Annotated in this window: 26 protein-coding genes; 9 read left to right on the top strand and 17 right to left on the bottom strand. The window is 68.7% G+C overall.

Translation table 11 applies throughout. From position 1 onward, the window contains the following. The first annotated feature begins 103 nt into the window (after positions 1 to 103). Positions 104 to 772, top strand: coding sequence for a hypothetical protein (locus tag GF068_RS18150; protein ID WP_153820672.1), 669 nt, complete (start codon positions 104 to 106; stop codon positions 770 to 772). 78 nt (positions 773 to 850) lie between these two features. After that, positions 851 to 1,462: a GNAT family N-acetyltransferase gene (locus GF068_RS18155; RefSeq protein WP_153820673.1), complete on the top strand. Its 612-nt coding sequence runs from the start codon at positions 851 to 853 to the stop codon at positions 1,460 to 1,462. Between the two features lies 1 nt (position 1,463). On the opposite strand, the gene GF068_RS45170 is transcribed toward GF068_RS18155, so the two are convergent. Continuing rightward, complete coding sequence (locus GF068_RS45170; RefSeq protein WP_153821175.1) at positions 1,464 to 1,919, bottom strand: cupin domain-containing protein; 456 nt, start codon at positions 1,917 to 1,919, stop codon at positions 1,464 to 1,466. Between the two features lie 180 nt (positions 1,920 to 2,099). Between GF068_RS45170 and GF068_RS18165 the strand changes: the two genes are divergently transcribed. Continuing rightward, the gene (locus GF068_RS18165; RefSeq protein ID WP_153820674.1) at positions 2,100 to 3,308 is read left to right on the top strand and encodes an adenylate/guanylate cyclase domain-containing protein; all 1,209 of its coding nucleotides are present in this window, start codon (positions 2,100 to 2,102) and stop codon (positions 3,306 to 3,308) included. Positions 3,309 to 3,327: 19 nt separating this feature from the next. Here GF068_RS18165 and GF068_RS18170 read toward each other — a convergent pair whose 3' ends face one another. The 5 genes from GF068_RS18170 to GF068_RS18190 form a co-directional block, all read right to left on the bottom strand. After that, positions 3,328 to 4,392: a Vgb family protein gene (locus tag GF068_RS18170; RefSeq protein WP_153820675.1), complete on the bottom strand. Its 1,065-nt coding sequence runs from the start codon at positions 4,390 to 4,392 to the stop codon at positions 3,328 to 3,330. A gap of 118 nt (positions 4,393 to 4,510) precedes the next feature. Next, positions 4,511 to 5,383 (bottom strand): hypothetical protein, encoded by an 873-nt coding sequence (locus GF068_RS18175; protein ID WP_153820676.1) that lies wholly within the window; start codon positions 5,381 to 5,383, stop codon positions 4,511 to 4,513. Then, on the bottom strand, positions 5,380 to 6,711 hold the full coding sequence (locus GF068_RS18180) for a DUF1552 domain-containing protein (protein ID WP_153820677.1): 1,332 nt from the start codon (positions 6,709 to 6,711) through the stop codon (positions 5,380 to 5,382). Before GF068_RS18180 ends, GF068_RS18175 begins: the two co-directional genes overlap by 4 nt. 26 nt (positions 6,712 to 6,737) lie before the next feature. Next, positions 6,738 to 8,363 carry a DUF1592 domain-containing protein gene (locus tag GF068_RS18185; RefSeq protein ID WP_170319552.1) on the bottom strand — a complete coding sequence of 542 codons (1,626 nt, stop codon included), beginning with the start codon at positions 8,361 to 8,363 and terminating at the stop codon, positions 6,738 to 6,740. Positions 8,364 to 8,401: 38 nt separating this feature from the next. Then, entirely contained in the window at positions 8,402 to 9,568 is a 1,167-nt protein-coding gene (locus tag GF068_RS18190; protein ID WP_170319553.1) for an alpha/beta hydrolase, read from the bottom strand. Positions 9,569 to 9,686: 118 nt separating this feature from the next. Between GF068_RS18190 and GF068_RS18195 the strand changes: the two genes are divergently transcribed. Next, complete coding sequence (locus GF068_RS18195) at positions 9,687 to 10,307, top strand: nucleotidyltransferase domain-containing protein (RefSeq protein WP_338046446.1); 621 nt, start codon at positions 9,687 to 9,689, stop codon at positions 10,305 to 10,307. Between the two features lie 9 nt (positions 10,308 to 10,316). On the opposite strand, the gene GF068_RS18200 is transcribed toward GF068_RS18195, so the two are convergent. Beyond that, complete coding sequence (locus GF068_RS18200; protein WP_338046447.1) at positions 10,317 to 10,970, bottom strand: RNA ligase family protein; 654 nt, start codon at positions 10,968 to 10,970, stop codon at positions 10,317 to 10,319. A 74-nt stretch (positions 10,971 to 11,044) separates the two neighbouring features. On the opposite strand from GF068_RS18200, the gene GF068_RS18205 reads away from it, so the two are divergent. Next, entirely contained in the window at positions 11,045 to 12,166 is a 1,122-nt protein-coding gene (locus GF068_RS18205; protein WP_153820680.1) for an AAA family ATPase, read from the top strand. A 16-nt stretch (positions 12,167 to 12,182) separates the two neighbouring features. Here GF068_RS18205 and GF068_RS18210 read toward each other — a convergent pair whose 3' ends face one another. The 7 genes from GF068_RS18210 to GF068_RS18240 form a co-directional block, all read right to left on the bottom strand. Then, the gene (locus GF068_RS18210) at positions 12,183 to 12,356 is read right to left on the bottom strand and encodes a hypothetical protein (RefSeq protein WP_153820681.1); all 174 of its coding nucleotides are present in this window, start codon (positions 12,354 to 12,356) and stop codon (positions 12,183 to 12,185) included. Positions 12,357 to 12,433: 77 nt separating this feature from the next. Further along, entirely contained in the window at positions 12,434 to 13,261 is an 828-nt protein-coding gene (locus GF068_RS18215) for a hypothetical protein (protein WP_153820682.1), read from the bottom strand. Further along, on the bottom strand, positions 13,258 to 13,707 hold the full coding sequence (locus GF068_RS18220; RefSeq protein ID WP_153820683.1) for a hypothetical protein: 450 nt from the start codon (positions 13,705 to 13,707) through the stop codon (positions 13,258 to 13,260). The genes GF068_RS18215 and GF068_RS18220 overlap by 4 nt, the downstream gene beginning before the upstream one ends. Positions 13,708 to 13,747: 40 nt before the next feature. Continuing rightward, positions 13,748 to 14,431 carry a TetR/AcrR family transcriptional regulator gene (locus GF068_RS18225; protein ID WP_170319554.1) on the bottom strand — a complete coding sequence of 228 codons (684 nt, stop codon included), beginning with the start codon at positions 14,429 to 14,431 and terminating at the stop codon, positions 13,748 to 13,750. Continuing rightward, positions 14,428 to 14,835 carry a thiol-disulfide oxidoreductase DCC family protein gene (locus tag GF068_RS18230; RefSeq protein WP_153820685.1) on the bottom strand — a complete coding sequence of 136 codons (408 nt, stop codon included), beginning with the start codon at positions 14,833 to 14,835 and terminating at the stop codon, positions 14,428 to 14,430. Before GF068_RS18230 ends, GF068_RS18225 begins: the two co-directional genes overlap by 4 nt. A 34-nt stretch (positions 14,836 to 14,869) precedes the next feature. Continuing rightward, entirely contained in the window at positions 14,870 to 15,295 is a 426-nt protein-coding gene (locus GF068_RS18235; RefSeq protein ID WP_206079497.1) for a hypothetical protein, read from the bottom strand. Positions 15,296 to 15,506: 211 nt separating this feature from the next. Next, the gene (locus GF068_RS18240) at positions 15,507 to 16,010 is read right to left on the bottom strand and encodes a peptidylprolyl isomerase (protein ID WP_153820686.1); all 504 of its coding nucleotides are present in this window, start codon (positions 16,008 to 16,010) and stop codon (positions 15,507 to 15,509) included. A gap of 130 nt (positions 16,011 to 16,140) precedes the next feature. On the opposite strand from GF068_RS18240, the gene GF068_RS18245 reads away from it, so the two are divergent. Next, a complete protein-coding gene (locus GF068_RS18245) occupies positions 16,141 to 17,280 on the top strand; it encodes a fatty acid desaturase family protein (protein WP_153820687.1) in 1,140 nt (379 codons plus the stop codon). On the opposite strand, the gene GF068_RS18250 is transcribed toward GF068_RS18245, so the two are convergent. Continuing rightward, positions 17,270 to 17,989, bottom strand: coding sequence for a hypothetical protein (locus GF068_RS18250; RefSeq protein WP_153820688.1), 720 nt, complete (start codon positions 17,987 to 17,989; stop codon positions 17,270 to 17,272). The two genes, GF068_RS18245 and GF068_RS18250, sit on opposite strands and share 11 nt — an antisense overlap. A gap of 118 nt (positions 17,990 to 18,107) precedes the next feature. Here GF068_RS18250 and GF068_RS18255 point away from each other — a divergent pair, with 118 nt between their 5' ends. Further along, positions 18,108 to 20,060: a TolB-like translocation protein gene (locus tag GF068_RS18255; RefSeq protein WP_153820689.1), complete on the top strand. Its 1,953-nt coding sequence runs from the start codon at positions 18,108 to 18,110 to the stop codon at positions 20,058 to 20,060. 3 nt (positions 20,061 to 20,063) lie between these two features. Here the strand turns inward: GF068_RS18255 and GF068_RS18260 are convergent, their stop codons facing one another. Next, a complete protein-coding gene (locus tag GF068_RS18260) occupies positions 20,064 to 21,350 on the bottom strand; it encodes an FAD-dependent oxidoreductase (protein WP_170319555.1) in 1,287 nt (428 codons plus the stop codon). Positions 21,351 to 21,468: 118 nt separating this feature from the next. Here GF068_RS18260 and GF068_RS18265 point away from each other — a divergent pair, with 118 nt between their 5' ends. Continuing rightward, positions 21,469 to 21,960, top strand: coding sequence for an LEA/WHy family protein (locus GF068_RS18265; protein ID WP_170319556.1), 492 nt, complete (start codon positions 21,469 to 21,471; stop codon positions 21,958 to 21,960). Position 21,961: 1 nt separating this feature from the next. Here the strand turns inward: GF068_RS18265 and GF068_RS18270 are convergent, their stop codons facing one another. After that, on the bottom strand, positions 21,962 to 23,875 hold the full coding sequence (locus tag GF068_RS18270) for a hypothetical protein (RefSeq protein ID WP_153820691.1): 1,914 nt from the start codon (positions 23,873 to 23,875) through the stop codon (positions 21,962 to 21,964). Positions 23,876 to 24,419: 544 nt separating this feature from the next. Between GF068_RS18270 and GF068_RS18275 the strand changes: the two genes are divergently transcribed. After that, positions 24,420 to 24,917, top strand: a complete 498-nt coding sequence (locus GF068_RS18275; protein ID WP_153820692.1) for a hypothetical protein — start codon at positions 24,420 to 24,422, stop codon at positions 24,915 to 24,917. Positions 24,918 to 24,927 lie beyond the last annotated feature (10 nt).

Genomic DNA, 24,927 nt, shown 5'->3' on the forward strand with positions numbered 1-24,927 from the left:
AACGGAGGACCCCTGCTCGCGCGCACGAAACATAGGCCATTCCGAGAGTTTGTCTCGACGGGTCGCCTCCGGGCGGTGATCAAGAATGACGGGAGGGATTTCCATGCCCACGCCTCTGCCCCATTCCGACGACGAAGGTCTCCCGACCGGCATCCACGAACGGCCGACATGGCCCGAAGACATGCGGCCGACGATCGTCGACCCCTCCTGCGCACCCAAAACCGGATGGCGCTCCCGCCTCCGCGAGCTGCTCGATCGAATTCGCGCCCGATTCCAGCCCACGCCCACGCCGCCGCCCCTCCCGCCTCCGCGCGAACCTGCGGACAGCTCCCCGACGCTCGTGTCCACCGGCGTGTTCGTCTTCGAGGAGATCCTCTCGGGGTTGTGGCGGCTCTCCCCCGACCAGCTCGACGCCGTCGTGCGCCTCGCCGACCACGTCCGCGAGGCGCGCGGCGCAGGCGAGGACGCAGCGGTGGACGCGCGAATCGTGTACACGCTCGCCCGCCTCATGCCCGCCCCGGGGGAGATCGTTTCGCTCGTTTCGCTCCGGGACAAACTGGTGGGGCTCTCGCGTTCGGCCGTGGATCAAGGGCTCCTCCGGCTGGAGGCCAGCGGGAGAGTCGTGCTCTTCTCCGCGCCGACGAGCGCCGGGCTCGCGGGCGCGGGCGGCGCGCCGGGCGCTGGAATCGAGCACCCGATCCGAGGAAACCTCGAACGTTGCGCCCTCGTCCCCGAGCGACGCAACGGCCGCGGCATCCGCCGCGCCGCATGACGTCCGCATGAAACCTGCGGCGGCGGCGTGCTCCGGTGCTTGACATCCGAAGGCGAGGGGCGTGTTCTCGGGCCGCCCATGTCGTTCACGCCGTTTCCCCCGTCGCACGTCTCGCTCCGGGGAGGCCGTCGGGTCCTCCTCCGGATGGCGCAGTATCCCGCCGATTCCGCCGGCCTGCTCGCCCTCGAGCGGGACATCGTCCACGCCAGGCAGGGAATCGTCAAATACCCCGACGAGCTGCCCGAGGACCCGACCACCTACGGCGAACAGCAGATCCGCGCTGGCATGGCGGCGACCGACGGCTCGGCGTTTTGTATGGTCGCCGAAGAAGAGGCGCGTGGAATCGTGGCCGAGGCGTCGATCCTTCGCCTCACCCTCCGCATGGTCCGCCACGTCGGCGTCCTCGGCATCGGCGTGCACCCCGACGCGCAAGGAATCGGGCTCGGCCGCGTGCTGCTCGAAGCGCTCCTCGGCTGGGTGCGGGATCATCGCGACGCGGACGGAGGACGTTTCCGCCGCGTCGAGCTCCACGTCCGCGCCGACAACCCCCGCGCCGTCGCCCTCTATCGATCCCTCGGCTTCCAGGACGAAGGATCCCGCCGCGGGCTCTTGCGTCGCGACGATGGGAGCTTCGTCGACGATATCGGGATGGGGCTCCTGCTCCCCGACCCCGACGAGCCCTCGGTCTGAATCATTCGTTCCCCTCCCAGTAATCGAGGCTCTCCTTTTCACGGCCGATGTACCGGAACGTGCGCGGCTTTCCTTCCGCGTCCGTCCCGAGCTCCGCGAGGACGCCGAATCTGCCGGAGTCCGGGTAGTCCACGACCTCGGGCATCATCTTGGTGCTCACGGCGAAGAGCTTGAGCTCGACGGAGTCCGACGTATTGATGATCTGGTGCGCCGACTCCGGCCCGCCCGGCGGACACGCGATCACGTCGCCGCGGCGGATCGGGTGCCTCTCGTCGCGCAGCCGGAGCTCGCCCTCGCCTTCGAGGACGAAGAACATCTCCTCGTTGACATGATGGTTGTGGAGGGGGAACGCGCGCTTGCCCGGCGGGATGATCGTGACGTTGTACCCGAGCTTCTGCGCGCCCACCTTCGGCGCGATGAGGGCGACGCGAGACGCGAAACGCTCGCCGTGGCCCATGGGAAAGTACTCGAGCTCGTCGATGTTGAGAATGTGGCGCGGCACGGGTGGCTCCTCTCGTTAATGGTTTGCCCTGCGGATCTGTCACCGGACGTCCGGCCGGTCAAGGCCCACGAAACGAAGGATCCGATCGAATAAGGCTTGACGCACGGGATATGATTTGCGTTGGTGGGGCCCGAGATGTCGACCACGGCCCTGGCCTCGAACCGGAGCGAGCTCGCCGCCGCGATGCGGGACGCGTTGAACCGCGAGGCGCGCCGCAACGAGCTGCGCATCGCGCTCGTCCGGCTGTCGTCGTACTCGCTCGTGCTCGCGCTCGACGTCATGCTTTGGCTCCGAGGCTTGCGGCCCCCGACGAACATCTTCGGCGGAGCGCTCTGGGTGCTGCTCTCGGGGGCGCTGCTCCTCGCGACCATGCGGCTCCCGTACGGCCGCGTGTACTGGTTCATCGTGCCCGTCGTGGACTTCTTCCTGATCGACGGCATGCTCGGCTCGCGCATGGCGAGCATGGGCGTCACGACCGCGATGGCGGCGATCGCCGCGCTCGCCTGCGGGCTCTTCGCCGCGACGGGTGGGATCCGCTTCGATCGCCGCGCAGCCGCGTGGACGACGGCCCTCGCGGTGGTGCTGCTCGTTCGCCTCCTCGGCGATCATGCGTCGCGCGTCCACCTGCTTTACTCGGGCGTGGCGATCGCGGCGATCGGAATGCTCAACGTGTGGCTCGCCGATCAGGTGCGCCGCGCGATGGAGGCCACGCGCGGGCAATTGCTGCTCGATCGGCTCTTGCCGGGCGTCGCGCGCGCGGCCTTGAAGGATCCGCTCTCGCTCCTCGAAGCGCCGCGCTCGATCGAGGTGACGCTGCTCGTCACGGACCTGCGGGGCTTCACGTCGCTCTCGGAGCACATGGAGCCGGCTGACGTCTTCGAGATGCTCAACCATTTGCAGGGCGCGCTCGCGGAGGCGGTGCACGCGTGCGGCGGCATCGTCGACAAGTTCATGGGCGACGGCATGCTCGCGGTGTTCGGCGCGACCGAGCCCGGCCACGACCACGCGCGCCGCGCGATCGAGGCGGTGCGCCGCATTCGCGCCGCGCTCGACGAGCAGAACCGCGTGCGCGCCGGAGGGCGCCTGCGGATCGGCATCGGCGTGCACTCGGGGACCGTGGTGGCCGGTTGCCTCGGCGGAGGGAGCCGCCTCGAGTTCACGGTCATCGGCGACGCGGTGAACACGACGTCGCGGCTCGAGGCGATGACCAAGGAGAAGGGCGTCGACGTGCTCGTGAGCGAGGAGACGGCGACGCGCGTGCCGGAGGTGACGTTCGAGGACCTCGGCGTCGCGCCGGTGCGCGGGCGGCAGCAGGGGATCCGGATCTTCACGCTGACGGCGTGACGCCGCCCTTCCACCATTCTCAGGGCAACGCGAGGATCCCGATCGGCCGCGCGAGCCGCGCGTCCGCATTCACGAGCACCGCGCCCGACTGCCCCTCCGCGGGCAGGGGTTTTCCTTCCGCGTCGAAGCGCAGCACCGTCCCGGGGTGTCCCTTCGCCTCGTCCACGTCGAAGCCCACGGCGAAGATGTGCCCGCCGTCGCCGAAGCTCAGGGCGCCGAGGTAATTCTTGCTCGGCGTCGCGCCCGAGTAGTTCGTGGACAACGTGCCGAGCACCATCCCCGTCGCGAAATCGTAGCGGCGGATGTCGTTCGCGTAATCGCTCACGTAAAGGTCGCAGATCCCGGCATTACAATCGGGCCCGTACGCGAGGCCGAGCAGGCTGACGTATCCGTGCCCGGCTTCGGAGAGCGGGGGCTGATCCGCGAAGACCGCCATTTCGCCCGTCGCGACGTCGATCCGCAAGACCTGGCTCGGCAGACCCGGGAACGTGGGCATCCCGTTCTCGGCGACGGAGCCCTGGGTCGTGACGTAGAGCTTCTCGTCGGGGCCGAAGATCAGCCCGTTCGGCCCGTTCAGGCCGCCGGGCATGCCGTCGCCCTCCTTGAAAACATCGACGAAATCGCCCGTCGCCCCGTCGTAGCGGAGGATCTGGTCCGTGAGGAAGCTCGCCACATAAAGCATCCCGTCCGACCCGAACGCCAGGCCATAAGGACGGTGCAGGCCGCCGCCCTTGGCGAAGGCGCCGAAAAACTCGCCCGTCGAGGAGTCGAACCGCAGGATCGCGGAGTCCTCGGCGGTATCGCCGCTCGAGATGTAAAGGTCACCCTCGGGGCCGAGGGCCAGGGAATCGGGGTGGCTGAGGCCGCCCGTCCCCTTCGCGATGAATACGTTGACGAACTTGCCTGTCTCCTGCTCGAATTGCAGGACGTCGTCGCCGCGGCTGTTCGCCACGAGGAACATGGGCTTGCGCGGCACCTCGCCGCCGGTCGTGCTCGTGCCGCCTTCGTCGTCCCCGCAGCCCGCGAGGGCGGAGAGCGCGAGGACGGCGAGGACCTGAAGAAGGGTTCGCGTGGACGTTCGCATCGTGCGAGCATATCGACACGCGCGCCACGGCGGAAGGCCGATGGTGGACGAACGCGCGGCGGCGTGCGGCCGCACGCACGCGGAGGTCACGTCCACCCCGCGCGCGGCGGCCGAGCGATCAGCGGCGTATGAAGGCCGGGACGCCCTCGACGTCGAGCGTCGCCGAGAGCTGCTCGCATTTGCCGGTGTCCTCGTTGTATGCGAGGTCCGTGTTCGCGTCGAGCAGGAGCTTGATTTGCGGCAGGAGGTCCTCGAGCCCGTCGCCGTCCTTCACGCCCTCGATGATCTCGTCCGGCAAGACGCCGCCGCCGAGGTGGCCCTTCATCCGGAGCTCCTCGTCGATCGAGAATCGGAACCGCGCGTCCTGCACGTGCAGCGTGAATGCGACGTCGAAAATGGCGAGCGGGATCGCGAGGGTGAACGGGCCTGTCTCGAGCACGCCGTTCTCGATCCGCGCATTCGTCACGTAGCTGCGCTCGGCCGCCGGGTCGGGTTCGAAGGTCTGGTAGGCCTCGATGACGCCGTCGGTCCCGAGGTTCGGCCGCTTCTTCACGCCGACCTGCACGGCGAGGTTCACGCAGGCGTCGTTCTTGAAATCGTCGACGTTCTCCATTTCCATGAGGATGACGAGCTGGCCGTCGTTGATCGACCCCTGGAGGAGCCCGTCGATCGCGTCGCCGACGAACTTCTCGACCTCCGGGACGAGCGGCGCGAGCTGGTTGTCCACGCCGGCCCGGCCCTCGGGATCCTTGAAGTCCTTCTTTCCGCAGGAGAGCGTGTCGCTCCCGTCGCTCGTCCGACCGTCGAGATCGAAGCCCGGCGCCACGGTGTCGGACATCAGGCGCGCGAACTGGAGCTTCGTGGTAATGGCGGCGTACGTCTCGCCGGTCTCGCAGCTCGCCGCGGCGGGCGCCTCCTCCCCGCCACATCCGACGAGGAAGAGGGCCGCGGCGAGCGCCGAATGGAGGCTCGAAAAGCGCTTCGTCTTCATACCTCGATCGCCGTCAAGCTGGAGGTCACCATCGCGTCGCCCTGGCCGAAGCTGTCGAGCGTCATGCCCATCGCCCGCGCGAGCGAGAGGAGCACCTTGCTCGCGTTCTCGGCCGACGGCGACCTGTAATGCAGCCCGGACTGGAGCGCCCCGTTGCAGCTCCCCGCGATGAGGATCGGATACTCCTCGAGCAGGTGCGATTTCCCATAAGAGCAATCGCTCGTCGCGAGGATCGCGCAATGGTCGAGCAGCGTGCTGTCGCCCTCGGGGACGGCGGCGAGCGCCTTCACGAGGTAGGCGAACTCGGACATGATGTAGAGCAAGATGCTCTGCACTTGCGGCTGATCCCCGGGCTCGTCGTGGGTGAGCTGGTGATGCCCGGCCGTCGCCCCCGGATAAAGCGGATTGCCGACGGGGCTCGAGAACCACTGGCTGAACACGCGCGTCTGATCGCAGGCGAGCGCCATGACGAGGACATCGACCATGGCCCGCGAGATCTCGGACAAGGGCGGCCTGCCGTCGACGTCGGGATAAGCGTCGAGCGGCTTTGGCGGCACGGCGCACGCCGCGAGGCTCGGGGGGTTCTGCTGGAGCTTCTCGATCTGCTTTTCGAGGGCGCGGATGCCGTCGAGGTGCTTCTCGAGCCGCTCCTTGTCGGTCTGTCCGAGGACCATTTGCAGCGAGGTCGCCTCCTCCATCACCCCGTCGAGGATGCTCTGCCGCAGGGGCAAGCGCGGATCCGGCATCGGCATGCTGCCCGGCATGACGAACCCGTCCACGAAGACGCGCTGGAAGAGCGCCGCGGGCGAGTTCTCCGGCGGGTTCACGCTATGAGGCGCGGTATAGGAGAGGCTCCTGCCGCCGGGCTGCACCGCGAATTCGAGGGAGCGAAAGCGCGTGTCCTGCCCGACGGCCTCGGCGATCACCTGATCGATGCTCGGCTGGGTGAACGTCGAGAGCTCGGTGCCACTATGGAGCGGCGTCGCGCCCGAGAGGATGCCCGCCGAGCCCGAGAAATGCGGCACGGTGTTCCCGGTGTACACCTTCATGCCCGTGATGACCGAGACTTTGTCCTTCACCTCGGCGAGGGGCATGAGCAAGGGGGACGGCTCCCACGTCGGTCCCGTCCCCTTGGGCGTCCAGAAATCGGGCAGGTTGCCATTGCCCCAGAAAAAAATCCCGAATCGCTTGGGCAGGGCGTCGCCTTGCGCATACGCCGTGCCGCTCTCGTTGAGGAAAATCTCGAGCGCCGGCAGCCCGATGGCGACCGCCGCGCCCCCGAGCATGCCCCGGAGCATCGTCCTTCGGCTGAGCTTGGTCCGCTTCATGGCATGATCCCCTTCGTCACCGATGGTCAGGGCTCGTGCGCGAGCCGGAAAAACGGGCTCGTCGCGATGAACGAGAGAAGCGACTTCACGCGATGACCCGAGGCGCGGAAATCGTAGGTGAGGGTGTTGATCGCGCCGCTCTCCTCCTTGGTGGGCTCGAACGCCGTCGCATAGGAGTAGAGCTTTCGCACGAGACAAGGCGCGACCTTGTCGCTGTCGTGGATCCGGATGGCGAGCTCGCGCGCGTCCGCGAAGGGCACGCTGTCGAGGTTGCCCGAAGCGTCGATGACCGCCCCGGTCTCCTTCAGGCGGAACCGACCGATCCCGTCGAAGTTCTCGAGGCCGAGGCCAATGGGATCCATGAGCATGTGGCAAGCCCGGCAGGTGGGATCGGTGTTGTGCTGCGCGATGCGCTCGCGGAGCGTCCGCGCCTCCGTCGACGGATCGGGCAGGCCGGTGTTCACGTTGACGGGCGGCGGCGGGATGCTGTCGCAGAGCAGATCCTCGCGGACGAACTTGCCGCGCAGCGTGGCCGACGTGGACCGCGGATGCGAATGCAAGGCGAGGATGCTGATGTGCCCGAGCAGGCCGATCCGGGGCGAATCCGCCGGCAGCTCCACCATGCCGAACCCCTCGTCCGTCGGCGCGGGCACGGCGTACATGGAGGCGAGCTTCGGATTGACGAACGTCTTCCGCGTGAGGAAGACGTCACGGTAATCGGCGTCGAGGTCGAAGACGAGGTGCTCGAAGACGCGCAGCGTCTCCTCGCGCGCCGCCGGGCCGACATCGGGGCTGTAATAGGTGAAGACCGTCGGGTCCTTCGAGAGCGCGTCGAGCTCGCCGAGGTGCAGCCAATCCGTGACGAACGCGCGCAGGCCGTCACGGGCTCGCGGCGATTCGATCATGCGCATGACCTGCTCCTTCAGGCCCTCGTCCTCGGTGAGCTTGCCGCTCTCGGCCGCCGCGAGCAGCTCCTCGTCCGGGATGCTGTTCCACAGGAAAAACGAGAGCCGCGACGCCATTTCGAGGCTCGTGTAGCGGCGCTTGCCCGGGTTCTTCGGGTCGGGCTCGCCGACCTGCGGGCGATAGAGGAAATTCGGCGACTGGAGCATCGCGGCGATGGCGAACTCGATCCCCTCGTCGAAGCTGCCGAGCGTGGTCGCCGTCTGCACGAGGAGCCCGCCGAGCCTGTCGACCTCCGCCGTCGCGAGGGGGCGACGATAGACGCGGCGCCCGAGCGAGGCGACCATCTTCTTCGCGCAATCGAGGTCGCTCGCCCCCGCGGGCGCGCACGGGAGGACGGCCGCCTTGCGCGCCGGATCCGCGACGACCTGCTCTGCGATCGCGAACGCGGCCTTCTCGTATTTCTCGACGCCACGCGAGGAGATCGTGCTGACCGAGGAGCCGAGCGTCACGAAGCCGTCGAGCGGGGCGTCGGGCTCGATCGAGGTCGGCACGTTGATGTCCTGGCCGAAGATGTCGCGGATGGCATTGCCATACTGAGCGACCGTGAGGCGCTGCGCCCCGGTCTGCGCGGCGAGCTCCGGCATCGGCGGCCGCGGCCCGAGCCCACCCGTCGGCGGCGGCGCTTCGTCGCTACACGCGGCGAGCGAGGCCACGAGCGCCGCGGGGATGAGCGCCCGGGACGACAATGATTTTCGGAGAGGTTCCCGGATTGACATCGCACACCTCATTTGTGCTGAAACTTGACCTTCGGCGAGAGGACCTCGGTGCCGTCGAGGATCTTCCGGACCTCGTCGCTCGTGTCGGCGAGGACGTGCCGGCGCGCGAACGCAAAGGCATACTTGTTGACGAGGGCCCAGCCCTCGAGCGAGTCGAACTCGGGGCAGCCGCCGAGGGCGAAGAGCTGGTGGCAGCCGCCCTCGAAATCGAGCCACGTGAAATCGATCGAGGTCACGCGCGACCAGACGTTCTCGGCGCCGACCGGATCGAGCGAGCCGCTCATCTGCATGAAAGGCTTGTTCACGGCGTCGTATCCGTCGTAGCCGAACCAGCCGGGCTCGTCGGCCCCGACGCCGCTCGCCATCGGAATGGCCGCCGCGACGCGCGGCTCGCCGAGCCCCTCGCCGAAGACGGCGATCTGCTCGGGCGTGCAAGGCTCGGAGAACTTGCTCCCCGCGTCGCACATGGCCTGGATCGCCGCGAGGTCGTGGACTGCGCCCCCGGTCGCCCACGCCGTGCGCCCGCCGAAGCTATGCCCGGAGAGCAGGACCTCGTCCGTGCGGCATTTGCCGGAGAGCGGATCGTCCGCGGGCAACGCCTCGAGGGCGTCGAGCGAGGCCGTGAGGTCCATCGGGCGCAAAAAGCTCATGGTGAGCGGCACCGTGTCCTCGTGCTCCGGCAACGTATTGCCCTTGTGATCGGGCGCGACCGCCACCCAGCCGTGGGAGGCGAACCAGCGCATCATGTCCGAGCTCGTCCCGCCGAACCCCGAATACCCGTGGGAATGCAGGTGCACGGGGTAGCCCGCCGCTTCCATCGGCGGCGCCACGCTCGCGCCCTCGAACACGTCTTCGTCGGGGAATACGTTGATGTACCTCGGCGGGGTGCCCTCCTCGTCGAGCGTGGGATACCAGAGATTGACGCGGATCTCGCGCGGGCCCGGGACGCCCTTGGGCTGATAGGTGTAGAGAAACGAGCGGTAGCCGACCCGGAACGGCCCGGGCGCATCCACGGGATAATCGAGCAGGTCGCCCTCCGGCATCTTCGGCCCCGTGTCGGGGTTTGAAGGAGGGGCCTCGGGCGCGCACCCCGACAGAAGCGACAAGAGCGATCCCGATCCGATTCCGAGCGCGAGGAGGCGCCGGACGTGGCGGAGGGCGGAGAAGGATACCACGACGCCCATTGGATCACGAAACCGCCGCGGATGCTACTCGTTTCTTCACCGAGGCGGGCCGCGTTATGCCGGCAGGTGGGAACTTTCCACCACGAGCCTCCCGTTGTAAGGTAAGATCGTGTCCGACGACGTCCTTGGCCGCCTGCTCGCCGTCCTCCGGGTCCCTCTCGCCGAGATCCGCGCGGCCTACCGCGTGGGCTCACGCGTGTACGGCACCGCCGGGCCCACGTCCGACGAGGACTTCCTCGTGGTGCTGTCGAAGCCCGGTCAAAGGCAGGACCTCGCCTTCGCCGAGGACCTCAACATCGTCATTCACGGCGTCGCGACCTTCCAGGAGGCGCTCGACGACCACAGCGTCTTCGCGCTCGAGTGCCATTTCGTCGAGGCCCCGCACGTGCTCGTCGCGGCCCGCCCGCCTTTCCGGTTCGCGCTCGACCGGAAGAAGCTCGCGGCCTCCGCGATCGGGAAGTCCACGGCGGACTGGCAGAAGGCGAAGAAACGCTTCGCCGAGGAGCCGGGTCCGTCGCGGAAGAAGGCGTTTCACGCGCTCCGCGTGCCGGCCTTCGCCCTACAGATCGCGAAGGCGGGCAAGATCCACGATTTCGCGGCCGCGAACCACTTCCTCGCGGCGCTCCGGGAGGGGCCCGACGACGATTTCGCGTGGTACGAGGAGAAGCTCGGACCCGCGCGGGAGGCGCTCTGCGCCGAGCTCACGAAGCTCGCGGGCAAGAAAAGATAACGTCGCGGCCTAACGGGCGAGCCGCTGCGGCACGATCGCCTGGTGTTGCCAGTGCTCGTCCGTCTGGACGTGGCCCTTGCGCACCCATTTCGCCACGCTCCGGCCGAACGCGCTGTCGGGGAACTGCGCGGCGACACGCACGACGACGCCCTCGCGCGGGCCCCCGAACGCGGAGGGCTCCCGCGAGAGCCGATCGGTGAGCGCGTGGAGCTCGTCCACCGAGGCGACGGCGCCGCGGAAGAGCACGGGCGCCGTGGGCAGGCCGAGGTCGGCGGCCTGCGCCGTCACCATGTCCCAATCCCACCAGATACCGGCCACGTCGTCGCGCACCCCGAAGACCAGCGAATAATCGGGGAGCTTTTCGTACGTGATCGAATGCACGGCATAACAGTACTCGCAGAAGACCGAGATCCCGTCGGAGAGCAGGTGGGCGATCCGGGCGTGCGTGGCCTTGGCGAGGTCGAAGCTCGGGTGCGCGGGCGGGCCCGCGTGCGAGCGCGAAAAGACGCTCCTGCGCGTGTACGTCAGGTTCGAGCCGTCGGCTTTTTCGGTAGCGACGATCTCGGCGCCGACGAGCGCCGACACGTCCGACATGCGCTTGTCGTCGGACGTCCCGCCCGGCGACCACGGGAAGTGAAATGTCCTCGGGTACTTTGCAGACACGGCGAAGAGCAGGCTAGCACAGCCCGCCCGGGCCGTGTTATCCTCGTGTCCCTCCTCTCGCACGAGCCCTCGCCATGTCGATCTCCCTCCTCATCGAGCCGCCCCGGCCGCCCGCTTACCGTGTGCCGTGGGACGAGCTGCAGACCTTCGAATGGGTCCGCGCGCTCGAACCCTGCCCGCAGGATCCCATTCACCACGCCGAGGGCAACGTCTGGATTCACACGCGTTTGGTGCTGGAGACGCTCGTGGCGATGCCCGCGTGGCGCGCGCTCTGCGCCGAGGATCAGGCGGCCGTATGGCTCGCTTGCCTGCTCCACGACGTGGCCAAGCCCTTCACCACGCGAGAAGAGCCGGACGGGCGCATCACGGCGAAGGGGCATTCACGCGCCGGCGAGATGCTCGCGCGCCGGCTGCTCTGGGAGCAAGGCGCGCCATTTGCGCTTCGCGAGATGGTCGCGGGCCTCATCCGCCACCACCAGATCCCCTTTTACCTCATCGAGCGGGACGACGCGCAGCGGCTCGCGGCGGAGATCTCCCTCGTCTGCCGCGCCGATCTGCTCGCCCTCGTCGCCGAGGCCGACATCCGCGGCCGCGTCTGCCAGGACATGCAGCGGATCGTCGACAACATCGAGCTCTTCCGCGCGTTCTGCGCCGAGGAGGGCTGTTTCGACAAACCCCGCCCGTTCCCCTCCGATCACACGCGCGTCGTGTATTTCCGCTCCGAGGGGCGCTCGCCCGACGTGCCCGTCCACGACGACACGCGGGGCGAGATGATCATGATGTGTGGCCTCCCCGGCGCGGGGAAGGACACCTGCGTGCGGGACCGATTCCCGGATCTGCCGGTGGTGTCGCTCGACGAGCTGCGCAGCGAGCTCGACGTCGACCCCGACGAGAACCAGGGCGCCGTGGTGCAGGCGGGCAAGGAGCGCGTCCGGGAGCACCTCCGACGCGGCGAGCCTTTCGTCTACAATGCGACGAACCTGAACCGGCAGCGGCGCGGCCCCTTGCTCTCCCTCGCGGCCGATTACGGCGCGCGGGTACGGATCGTCTACGTCGAGGCGCCGCGCGGCGCGCTCCTCGCAGGCAACCGCGCCCGCGCCGCCCGCGTGCCCGAGGCCGTCATTCGCCGCATGAGCGAGCGTTGGGAAGTCCCCACCTTGCTCGAGGCGCACGCGCTCGACGTGGTGCTCCGCTAGCGAGCCTCGCGTGGCTTCATCCGTGCCGCAGGAGCTGTAATTTCAGGGAGGCGAACGCGACGCCGGCGATCACGACGGCGCCGATGAGCACGTCGACGCCGATCCCCCAGAAGGCGAGCGGCGCGCTCCGCTTCGGTGATCGTTCCGCCGACCTCGATGAACCCAACGTGATGCCATGGTTCGCGTGCACGATTCCCTCCCCGGGAACGACTCATCTCACGAAGCGCGCTGCCCTGGCTATCCGGGGATTCCCTGATTTGTCGGTCGTCACTCCTTCTCGCATTGCAGGAGGACGAGCATCGGCATGTCCACCTCGGACGGCTCCGTCTCTGCCGCAAACTCGTACGTGCCCTTCCTGGCGTATCCGTCCCCGCAGCATCCGCCCGCGAGCCCGATTCCGTGCGAGGGCGTCTCCAGCGTCGATGTAAATGCGTGCCCGTGGGCGCGGAGCGCGGGGCTCGTGAAGGGCTCGCCGCCGAAGGGGCGGTCGGCGGGCGCATATTGAGGCAATCCCACGAGCAGCCTGCCCGCCGTGCCTTCGGCCGGCTTCCAGCCGGCGGGGCACGATTCGAGCTCGAAAAACATGAGCAAGCGCGGCGGCAGAGGCGTGACGCGCGGGACGGGCTCCGCGTTTTTTTTGCAAGCGAGGAGCTGGACGTACGGGACCTCGGCGGACGCAGGCTCCGAAGCCGCGACGAAGGTGACGGCCCCGGCCTTCCCCACGCCTGCGTTTCCGCCGCCGGGCGCGCCGACATAGGAGACCGACGGGACGTCGACGCTCGCCGAGAGCGCATGCGAATGCGTCCGTTCTTCCTGGCTCGCGAGCGGCTCGCCGAGGGTTTGTCCGCTCGGGAGCGCTTCACTCGCGGCGACGATCGTGCGCCCCGCGGCGGACTCGTAGGGCTTCCATCCCTCGGGGCAAGCGAGCTTCTTGAAAAACGAGACGGCGCCGGTCGGGAGGGCGTCGCCGCGCAGCGGCTCGGCCTCCGGATCGGGCGTGGCAATGGGGGGAGCCCCGGTGCCCGTGCCGTGGCTGTCGAGGCAACCCGCGAGGGGAAAAAGCAGCAAAGAGGCGAGCGCGAATCGAGCTTTCATGGCTTCACGCACCCCGCGACCTGCAGGAAGGGCAGCCCCGACGTGGCCTCTTTCGTGGTGCCCGCGAGGGGATACGTCGCGGCGGCGGCGCCGCTCTGGTTGCCGCCGTTCGCCGCGGCGATGTTCTTCGCGACCAGCGTCACCTCGCCCGAATACGCGTGCTCGTGCAGCCGCTCCTCGCGGTCCGCGAACGGCGTGCCGACCTCGAGGCCCACGTCCTCCGGGTAGATCGCGCCGACGACGACGCGCCCTTCGACGTCGTATACCGTGACCCACCCTTCTGGACAAACCCCGCCCGCGACGAACGCGACCAGGCCCGAGGGCGCGCCGTCGTCGGGCGGCGTCTCCCCGGACGCCCGACGCGCCTTCACGAAACCAAACGAAAGGACGAGCGCAGCGATCGCCGCTGCTGCCCATCTCTGCCGAAACGACCTTCGCTTCCTCATGCCCGGGACGCTCGCAAGGCCCGGGGCCCGTGTCAATCCGTCATTTCTTCGCGGCGAAGAGCCCTGCATCCGAGAGGAGCGACGTGATCTGCTCGCGCGTCGGCGCGAGCATGGGAGACGCGAGCAGCGGCGCGAGATTGCAGACGAGGTCGAGCGAGCCGTCCACGAGCGCGCGGGTCTTCCCGAGGTCCTCGGACGTGTCGTTCACGAAGTAAAGGAGCAAGCCGAGGTGCAGGGTCCAGAGCATCTGCGCGAGCAGAGGCCTCGCGTCCTCGGGGATGCTCTCGTCCGCCTTGATCGTTTCGAGGAAAATGTCGATGCTCTGGCGGCGCACGGCGGACGTCTCCTCGCTGAAGACCGAGATCGGCTCGTCCGCGCCGAGCGTGCTCCGCAGAATGGCCCGGAGGAGCTTCCGGTCGTCCTTCAGCATGTCGATCTTCGCGTGCATCACGGCCCCGAGCCTCGATCGCAGATCGGGCAGGCTCGCGAGGGCGGCCCTCGACGCCTCCGCGTGCGTGTCCTGCTGGCGCGCGTAATACGCGAGCACGAGGGCCTCCTTCGAGGGGAACCAGTAATAGGCGGCGCCGAGCGAGAGGCCGGCGGTGGCGGCGATGTCGCGCATCGTCGTCCCGTCGAAGCCCTTCTCGCGAAAGAGCCGAAGCGCCGTTTCGAGGATGTGCTCGCGGCTCGCCTCGCCGCTCGGACGGCGCTTGCGTTCTTTCATCGATAATGCCCTCCCGCGTACCCTACCCGGCAGCTCCCGCCGGGGCAATCGTCCGGCGTGATCCACGCGGCGATCGTGCGGCGCTTGCTGGAGAGCGCGTGGAAGAACCGCTCGGCGAGCGGGGCGAACGTCGGGCCGGAGAGGCGGTACGACCAGGGCCGCCATTCCACGAGCGCCCAGAGGCAAAGCAGGAACGCGGCCGCGCCCGCCCAGACGTCGCCCTCGTCGCTCACCACGACGAGCTCCTCGCCGAGCCACGGCACGCCTGCATACCGGCGTTTTGCCTCCTCGCTGCCGCAGGCGAGCAGCTCGAGCTCGACATACGCTTCCTGGCCGAGGAGCCAATCGCGGCAGCGCACGCAGAGCGCGCAGGTTTCGTCATAAAGGACCGTGAGCCGCTTCATGGGAGGCCTCCTCCTCGCTTCGAGGAAAACGTGATCACCCGGCGTGAGCGTGGACCATTTTGAGCTGGGGGACGACCGGCGGCGGCAGCACGGCCATCTGCGCGCGACGGCGCATGCGGTGGAAGAGGTAGACGTTACCGAAATGGATCACGCCGAGCGACAGGAGCAAGAGGCCGAGCTTGGCGGCGAGGATCTCGATGGCCGAGATGACGTCCGTCGCTCGATCCGCCTTCATGATGAGGCAGGCATACCCGAAATTGAGCAGGTAGAAGCCGACGACGAGCAGCCGGTTCACGGCCTCGGCCATCTGGGGGTTGTCCTTGAAGACGTCCGCGAGGAACACCGCGCCGCTGCGGAACAACGTCCGCGCGAGCCCCACGGTCAGCCCCACGCTCGTCAACGCATACGCCGCATACACCGGAACCAGATACGACGCCGCATCCATCATCGTGTTCTCCATTGCATCCTCTCCTACACAACGGCCCACCGGAGCCCGCCGGCGCGACCAAGTTTGAACATGTTCAGATGATGGATGCAGACACGACACCCGTCAAGACAAAATCTGAACACGTTCAAACTTGCTCGTAACCACCCGAAACTTCTATGTTTTGGTGGCAAGCGGGTGCGGGGATGTAGGCGTCGTATTTACATGAGCGACGCGCGGCGGCGGCTCAGCGGGCGCGGGCCGAGCGGATCACGACGGGCTCGAGCGGCGCGTCCTTGGAGAACGGGCCTTGCGCGCCCGTCTTCTGGGAGACGATCCGGTCGACGACGTCCATGCCCGCGGTCACGTCGCCGAACACGGCATACCCCCAGCCGGCGCCGGTCTTCGACGTGTGGTCGAGGAACGCGTTATCGGCGACGTTGACGAAGAACTGCGCCGTCGCCGAGTGTGGCTCGCTCGTGCGCGCCATGGCGACGGTGCCGCGCGTGTTCTTCCGACCGTTGTCGGCCTCGTTCTTGACGGGCTCGTGCGTGGGCTTCTTTTCGTACGACGCCTCGTATCCCCCGCCCTGCACCATGAAGTTCGGAATGACGCGGTGGAAGATGGTCCCCTCGTAGTGCCCCTCGTCGACGTAACGAAGGAAATTGGCGACGGTCTCGGGAGCGCTCTTCGGGTCGAGGGTGATCTCGAAGGAGCCGTGGTTGGTCTCGAAAACAACGACAGTGGACATGCCGCCGACCCTACCACGGCCTCCGCGCCCGCCGAAAGCCCGAGCACGCTTCTCCGGTTCACCCCCGCGCGAGCTCACCGGCGCTTTCCGTCCAGGGGGAAGAGTGCTAGAGCGAGCCGCCCGAACGACCATGCACACGACGCCTCCTTTCGACCTCTCCACCATCGACCTCGAAGCATTCCACGCGGACATCAAGGCCTTACGGCGCGAGATCGACGACTCGCTCGGGGAGGACGATCTGCGGCACCTCTACAAGCTCGAGCGCTGGGGGCGCGCTTGCACCGCGCTCGGCATGCTCAGCGCGGGCCTCGCGCCGAACCCCGCGAGCGCATTGCTGCTCGGCGTCGGCCGATCGACGCGGTGGATCCTCATGCACCACATCGGTCATCGTGGTTACGACAAGGTGCCGGGCGTCCCCGCGCGGTACACGAGCAAGGTCTTCGCCCGCGGGAAGCGTCGATTCCTGGATTGGTGTGATTGGATTCTGCCGGAGGCGTGGATTTACGAGCACAACGTCCTGCACCACTCCTACACGGGGGAGCTCGACGACCGGGACCTCATCGAGCGCAACACGGAGGAGCTGCGCGAGCATTCGATGCCGGTCCGGTACGGGCTCATGGGGCTGCTCGCGCTCACGTGGCGGGCCTCGTATTATGCGCCGAGCACGCTGGAGGTGTATCGCGAGCGCCACGCGGAGCGGGACGGCAAGGCCCCGTCGAAAGAGGGCCAGGACCGCGAGCTCTGGCTCCGGTGTTATCTGCCCTATGCGGCGATCCATTTCGGGCTCCTGCCGCTCTGTCATCTCCCGCTCGGCCCCTGGGGCGTCTTCAGCGCGTTCTGCAACTCGCTGATGGCCGAGGTGATCACGAACGTGCACACGTTCTGCGTCATCGGCCCGAACCACACGGGCGACGACCTCTACCGTTTCGACGACCGCCCCGCCTCGCGCGCGGAGTTCTTCGTGCGGCAGGTGATCGGCTCGGTGAATTACAGGACCGGCGGCGACCTCGTCGATTTCGCGCACCTCTGGCTCAATTACCAGATCGAGCACCACCTCTTCCCGGACATCCCGATGCGCAAATACCAGGAGGTGCAGCCGAAGGTGAAGGCGCTCTGCGAGAAGTACGGGATCCCCTACGTGCAGGAGAGCGTGTTCTCGCGGGTGAAGAAGATGGTCGACGTCGCGGTGGGCAAGACGTCGATGCGGCGCGGGGTGCGGCGGGCCGAGCCGAAGAAGGCCGCCCCCCAGGCAGCCGCGCTCAGCGTTTGAGCGGCCGCGTCGCGTGCGCCTTGCGGGCCTTCGCGCGCGCCACCTTCTTCGTCCCTTCGTTTTTTTTCGTCGCCTGCGCCTTCGCGCCGCGCGCCGGGCTCTTCGTCGGCAGATTACGCGAGGGCTCCGCGCCGTGGTCCGGCGGCATCCTGGGCCTGGGCTTGGCCTTGGCTTTGGGCGCGGGCTTCGGCGGGGGCGCGAGCTTCGCGACGAGCTCCTTGTAATAATCGAGCACGATTCGCGTCTTCTCGCCCGGCTCGCAGAACCGCCCGCGCGCGGGGTCGCCATAACCCTGGTAACCCGACAGCCAGCGCTCGACCTTCGCGCTGCCCGTCTTCTCCTTGCAGAATTGCATGTTGGCCGCGATGATCCCGCCCATGCGCCGGAGGTTCGTGGCGCCGTCGAGCAGCGAGTCCTTCACGCGCTGGCACGCTTCGCTTGGCGCGTTCACCGGGTCCGCGTCGTCGCGGCAGGCGCCCGCGTACCGGGCGCGCACCTGCCCGAGGCCGTGATCCTCGCCGTCGGCCGAGACGAGCGACGGACGCCATTGCGTCTCGAAATGCACGATCGCCACGGCGACGAGCGGGTCGAAGCCCCGCGCCGCCGCGACCTCGGCGAGGACCTTGGCATAACGATGCGCCTCGTCCTTCGGCATCCCCGGCCTCGAGAGGAGCATGCCCGCGACGAGGACGGCGATGGGTCGTATCAAGGCAGCACCTCTCCGCTCGGGTGAATTTCCGGTGTGAGTGGCACGGGCCCGCGGAGAGGGCCAAGAATCTCGCGGCGAATCCCCCGCGCGCCGCGGGAGAAGCGTGTATCCTCGCAGCATGCGACCTCGCCAAAGACACGCCTTCCTCTTCGCCCTCGGCCTCGCCGTCCTCGGCGCGGCCGCCTCTGCCTGCACGGATACGCAGGGCACCGGCACCTCCGGCAGCTCGAACGGTGACGCCGGCACGGATGCGCCCGCGTCCGTCTCGCTCCGCATCGATCCGCCGGAGACCTCGATCACGCTCGACCTCTCGGGCGCGGCGCCCGCGATTCCGCATCGCGCTTATGCCAAGCGCGAGGGTGAGCCCGAGATCGACGTCACGAGCGAGGTGGAATGGTTCGTGGGAAACCCCGCGCTCGCGGACGTCGTCGGCGGCAGCGTCTCGGTGAAGGGGCTCGGCGGGAAATCGAAGGTCTTCGCGACGTACGACGGCGTGACGGCCGAGGCGTCGCTCACGCTGACGCTCCGCGGCGACGTCTTCCTCCCGGGCACGGACGCCTCGACGAAGGACGCCTTCGACGCGGCCGGCGCCGATCCCGACCCCGCGAATGCCCCGGCCCTCGAGTACCCCGAGGACGGCGTGGTGCTGCCGGCGAACCTGCCGCCCATCGAGGCGCAATGGACGCCGGGCGGCGACAGCAACCTCTATCGCGTGCGCATCACGAGCCCCGACATCCTCGACGTCACGCTCTTCACGACGGGGCGGGAGCTGCTCTTCCCGCCCGAGGTGTGGGCGAAGGTCGCCCAGTCGAGCCCGGACGAAGCCGTGAGCCTCTCGGTCGACGGCCTCGGGCCGAATGCGGTGGTGCGCGCCGGCAGCCCCCGCTCGCTCACGGTCGCCTCCGACGGGATCGACGAGAGCGCGATTTACGTGTGGCAATCGTCGACGGGCAGCTTCCGCGTGCTCGACATCATCAAGGGCACGGACGTGCCGCTGCCGACGAACAGCCCCGCGCTCGCGCCCGGACAACCCTGCTCCGGCTGTCACCGCATCTCGCGCGACGGCAAGCGCTTCGCCTACAGCTTCAACGGCGGCAATTTCAATTTCGGCGCGCTCGCCTACGACGGCGCACAGAAGCTCTACGCCTCGACCATCACGCCGAGCCCCGCCGTGCGCGGCACGTACGCCGCGTTCAACCCGCTCGAGGACACGACGCGGCCCGCGATGATCTACACCTCGCCCGACAACGTCCCGCAAAACACGGCGGGCACGGTGCGGCTCCTGCTCGTCGATCCCGACACGAACCAGCCGATCACGAACAACCTCGCCGAGGCGATCGGGGAGCTGCCGACCGCCGTGGGCCACGCGACGTTGATGCCGGACTGGTCGCCGGGCGGGGATTTCGTCGTTTTCACCACGTACGACAGCGACGCGAATTACGTGCGGCTGCTCGGCGACGACACGGTGCTCGGGTCGGTCGTCGAGATGCCGGTGCAATACATGCCCGACGGCTCGTTCCAGTTCGGCACGCCGAAGGTGCTCGTCGCCGCGCCCGAGGCCGCGGGGGCGAACCCGGATACGGGCGAGAACAACGTGCTGCCGAGCATCTCGCCGGACGGCTCGGTCGTGTCGTTCACGCGGGCGAACGGGTGGTGGTCGATCAAGACGCAACAATCGCTGATCAACCTCTCGGGCCGGATCGCGATCGTGCGCAGGAGCGACGGGGCCGTGATCGAGCTCGGCCGCGGCGCCTCGAACGGGCCGGACGGGGTCTGGAGCAGCACGTGGTCGCAATGGGCGCCGACGCTCGGGAAGAGATGGGTGTGGCTCGCGTATGCGTCGGAGCGGCCGTACGGGCACAAGCTGACGCCGGCGAACAGCGCCGCCTGTGGCCTCGTGCAGGGGCAGAAGCAATGCAAGCAGCTCTGGATCACCGCGCTCGACCGGGAGAAGCTCGCGGCGGGGACGGCGGATCCGAGCCAGCCGGCGTTCTGGATCCCGGGCCAGAACATCGCGGCGCAATACGTGAGCCCGCAGTGGACCGTGGCGGTGCTCGAATCTCCGAAGTGAACGTCAGGCGGCCGGGCCGAGCCGCGGCGGGGGATCGGGCGCGGGCAAGACCATGGGCGCGTCGATCCCGATCCCCTGCGCGATCCCGCACATACTGCGCACCATCAAGCGGCGCAGGGGAGGCAGGGCCGCGGCGATCGGGAAGCCGAGATCGCGGAGCCAGCCGAGCGGCGTGAGGTCGCTCTGGAAAAACGGGGTCAGCCAGCGCGTGGCGAACTGGTAATAATCGAGGTGGGAGCGGCGGGCGCGTGAATACGCGTCGAGCGCGATCGGCACGGAGGCGTGGCCCGCGAGCGCCTCGGCGAGGACCATCGCGTCCCAGAGCGCGAGGTTCGCCCCCTGGCCGAGCTGCGGGCTCATCGCGTGCGCCGCGTCGCCGAGGTACACGACGCGCTCGTCGTTCCACGGATACATCGAGACGTCGTGATATCGCGCGAAGAGCACCTGCTCGGCCGATTCGATCTGATCGAGCACCGGCTCGGCGGACGGCGCGATCGCGCGCACCTCGCGCTTCCACGCGTCGAGCCCCGCTTCGCGCCAGGCGTCGAGCCCGGCGGCGGGCAGGCTGTAAAAGAGGCTGACCTTGTCCGCAGCCGGCCCGTCGCCCGGACCGAGCCCCGTCGGCAAGAGGCCCACCATGCGCTGCGTGCCGCGCACGACCTGCGCGAGCTCGCCTCGAAAGGCCCCCGCGGGATCTTCTCCGACAAACCACAACGCGCCCCATGGATAGGGGCGAATGCTCTTCCGGATCGAGGTATCGTCCCGGAGCTGCGAGCGCGCGCCGTCGGCGACGATACACGCGGCGTGGGGCCCGAGGCGCTCGCCCTCGGGCGTGAGGAAATACAACCCTCGTCCATTGCCTGCGTTTTCGAGGTTCTCGACCGTCACGCCGAGGCGCAAGCGCACGTCGGCCGCCTTCACGGCGCGAAAGAGGTGCTCGAAGAGCACGCCGCGGTGCAGGCCGTACCCGACGTGATCGCCGGGGATGTCACCATAACGAAGGTCGAAGAGCTCCCGTCCGCCCGCCGTGTGGCACGTCATGCGGGTGATGGGCGCGCAGCGGGCGAGCACGGCCTCGCGCAGGCCGAGCAGCGACAAAACCGCCTGCCCCGTGGGCTGGAGCATGACGCCCGCGCCGACGGGGCCCGGATCGGCGACGCGCTCGTAGACCGTGACCCGATGCCCCGCCCGCGAGAGGAAGAGGGCCGCGGCGCTCCCCGCGGTGCCGCAGCCGATGATGCCGATGTCGATGCTCTTCATGCGCCCGCGCAACGCGGAAGAGGAGGCCATGCCGCGGCGCCTGTCAAGCGTGTTCTTTTCCGCGATCGAGGACGTACGTGGCGACGCGCGGCGCGCTCGAATTGGTTCCCATCGTGGAGAACCTGATCTACCCTCGTCCCGGCAAGCGATGACGAAGCTCCTCCCCCACCTGCTCCTCGTCACGGCCCTCGGCCTTTGCGCGGCCGGCTGCGCCGCCGAAAAACCCACCCTGCGCCTGCACCACGCCGAGCTTCGCTCCGCGTCGCTGCGGGGAATCGGGCTCGACGTGTATCTGACCGTCGACAACCCGAACTCGTTCGACATCGAGATCCGGAACGTGCGGGTGACGGTGGCGTTCGCGGAGAAGTACACGCTGCCGCCGATCGATTACAGCCCGAACCAGTGGCTCGCCGCGGGCCAATCGACGGTCGTGCGCGTGCCGGTGGCGATACCGTTCACGCTCGTGCCGGGCGTGGTCGACGAGGCGCGGCGGTCGCCGACGCTGAAGTACACGGTGAAAGGGAGCGCGGACGTGACGGCCATTCGCGCGCTCGGCGTCGAGAAGGACAACCATCCGATCGACGAGACGGGGACGCTCGTGCGGGACGATCTGCTCGCGGCGGCGGGCGTCTCGTTCTGAATCACCGCATCCGGAACGCATCCGCCAGCGTCCGCGCGTCGAGCCGCCCCTCGGCCTCGATGTACGCGAGCTGCTTGCGGAGCAGATCCAGCGATGGATCCGGATTGCGCCGCGTCGCCTCCACGAGCGGCGCGACCACCTCGAAGCCCGCGGGGCGCGGAGCGTGGAGGCCGAGCACGTTACGCGCGTGGTAATCGAGCATCGCCGCCTCCCAGGCCACGCCGAGGCCCGCGGCGCGCGCCTCCTCGCGCAGGGCGGCGAGCGTCTCGCCGACCTCGCGTTGCCCCTCCCAGAGGCGAAACGCGACGCCGCGGAAGACACGATACGCCCGGACGAACCGTGACACGGCCGGAGAAGCGCCCGGCGGCTCTTCGAGGTCGTAATTCGTGGCCCAGGGGCGGAGGTGATCGTGGGCGTGGAAGACCTCGTGCATCACGTCGACCTGGTCGCGGATCGATAACGACGCCGTCGCCTCGATGGCGCGCGCGCGGGTCTCGGGGAAAAGCACGAGCGCCCCGAGCGCATTCACGCGCCCCCAGCTCTCCCGCGAGGAGCGCAGCGTGAGGTCGAGGACCACGTCGCCGCCGCCCTTCAAGAAGAGCAGGATCCAGGCCCGGCCTGCATAATCGGTCTCGAGCCTCCGGGCGATACGCGCGCCGTCCTCGCTCGACCAGCGAATCGCGGCGAGGGCCTCCTCCCCCGCCTCGCGGGCCGCTTTTCCGGTGGCCACGGCGGAGAGCGCCAGGCGGCGCTCGCCCGCGAGGGTGAAATCGGTGCCGGCGACCTCCCCGAGCGCGGTGAGGCAAGCATAACTCATGAGCCGGTCCGCCTCGTCGGCCTCGGGGCTCTTCGCGAGGTCCTGGGCCACGCGCAGGAGGAATGCCTCGCGCTCGAGGCGCTGCGGCCTCGGCGTGGGGTGAGGTTCGAGCACGACGCCTCGCTCGACGTCGATCGTCGGCGGGCTGAGCGAGGCCATCCGGAGGAAATAGGCGCAATGGCGCGCGCCCTCGGCGGCGAAGCTCGGATCGTCGAGGACCTCGCCCCCCTCGAGCGGATGTTTGACCGCGCGCACGGAATAAAGCGGCAGGGCGCCGGGGTAGACGTCGGCATTCGGCGGAAAGCCGGCGGAGAGGGAGGGACGCGAGGCCGTCGTCGTCGCCGCCGCCGCCGCCGCGGATCCGCCTTGCTCGCCCCCGCCGGGAGAAGCGGCGATCGGCGGGGCGAGGCCGTGCACGCGGGCATAGACCTCGACGAGCTCGTCGGGCGCGAGGCGGCTGCCGCCCGGGGCGGCGGGTGCTCCCGACATGAGGTCGTGCTCGGCATGGCCCCGAATCGCAATGGGCGCGAGGTGCGTGACGCCGTCGGCCATGGGTTTTCCGTAAAATCGCAATGCGACCTCGGCAGGCTTTCCCGCGTCGAACACGGCCGCGACGACGAGCTGGGCGATCTGCTCGCAGGACCCGCCCCCGTCGAGCAGCGCATCCGCCATACGCCCGCCGGGCTGGCCGTGATACGTCATATCCTCGAAGGCGAAGGGCACGGCGAGCGTGACGGGGTCGCCGTCGCGGAGGGCTTCCCGCAGCCGCGCGAGTCGATCCTCGTACCGGGCTCGTGCCTCGGCCATATCGAGGTCCTCGCCGGCCTCCTCGGCGTCGATACGATTTGCTTCGAGGAGGAAATTGCCGAGCGCGAGGCGGCCCTCCCGGCGCTCGAGGCGCGCGGCCTCGACGAGCCTTCGCCGGGCCTCGCGAGCGCGCTCTCTCCGCGCGAGGGCGTCGGCGGAGGCGGTGATGGGCGAGGTCGCCGCGTGGTCGAGCGTCCGGGGCAGCTCGCGGGCGCGCGGGGCGCCGACGTAGAGGAAAAGGGCGTGCCCGAGGACCGAGAGGATCACGGTGCAGAGGGCGCGGCGGGACATCCGAGGGGGAGAGTAGCCGGTCGGGGGGGAGATGTTCCCGGGGATGTGGAGGGTCCCGACCCTCCTCCAACAGGGTCGCACCCCTCCCGGAGACGGTCGCACCCGTCCTCCGGACATGTCCGGACAAATCTGGACAAATCCGGACATCTCTCGGAACTTGTCCGGTCCCCGGGCGCGCCCGGTCTCGACCCTGCCTCCGAGGGTACGTACCCTCCCAGAGGTGGGTCCGAGCCCCCGCGGAGACCCTTCGAGCCCTCCTCGAATCCACTTCGATCCTACCCGCCATACCCTCGAAATCGTTCACGAAGACAGCCTCGTCCCCCCGCGCACACCGTGCCCACGGGAGCCCGGAACGGTCCCGACCCTCGCCCTCCAACACGCACCCGTCGTGGAGATAGAAACGACCCCTCTTCGTGAGGGTCGCTACCCTCTCACGGGCTGGCATTAGCTTTGCTTTTATGGGTCTCGACCGCGGCGCAATCGGCGTCGAGGCCACGTTCGAGAGACCCTCACCCTTCCTGCGAGGAAGAGGAGACCCATTGCCATGAGTAACCCCCAGCATCCCAAGCCCGGCGACCTCGTCATGGACCTCAGCGATATCGAGGTCGTGGACATCACGCCCGAGCACGTCGCCCGGCTCAGCAAGCTCCGCGAAGGGCACGCGCTGGCCATTCTGGCCGTGCTCCTGGCAGAGCCGGCGGCGCGGCAACGCGCGGGGCTCAGCGAGGTCGAGGTCGCGGAGCTCGCGACGCTCTCGCAAAACCTCCAGCGGGTCGAGGAGGTGCTGCCCGCCGTGGAGAAGCTCCGGGAGCTGCTCCACGAGACCCGCCTCGTGTGGTCGCACGAGATCGCCTATCGCCTCGGCGAGATGGCCCATCAGGTGCGGCGCCGGGCCGAGCGGGCCGTGAATGGCGTAGAGGTGGCCGCGCCATTCGAGGCGCTGATCGATTATCACTTCGAGACCGGGCAGAAGTCGGCCGCGGCGCGCGAGAAAAACAAGACGGAGGCCGAGGCGCCGGCGTCGTCGAGCTCGCCGGCCTGATCCCGAGAGC

It is taken from the genome of Polyangium spumosum (assembly GCF_009649845.1).
Lineage (GTDB): Bacteria > Myxococcota_A > Polyangia > Polyangiales > Polyangiaceae > Polyangium > Polyangium spumosum.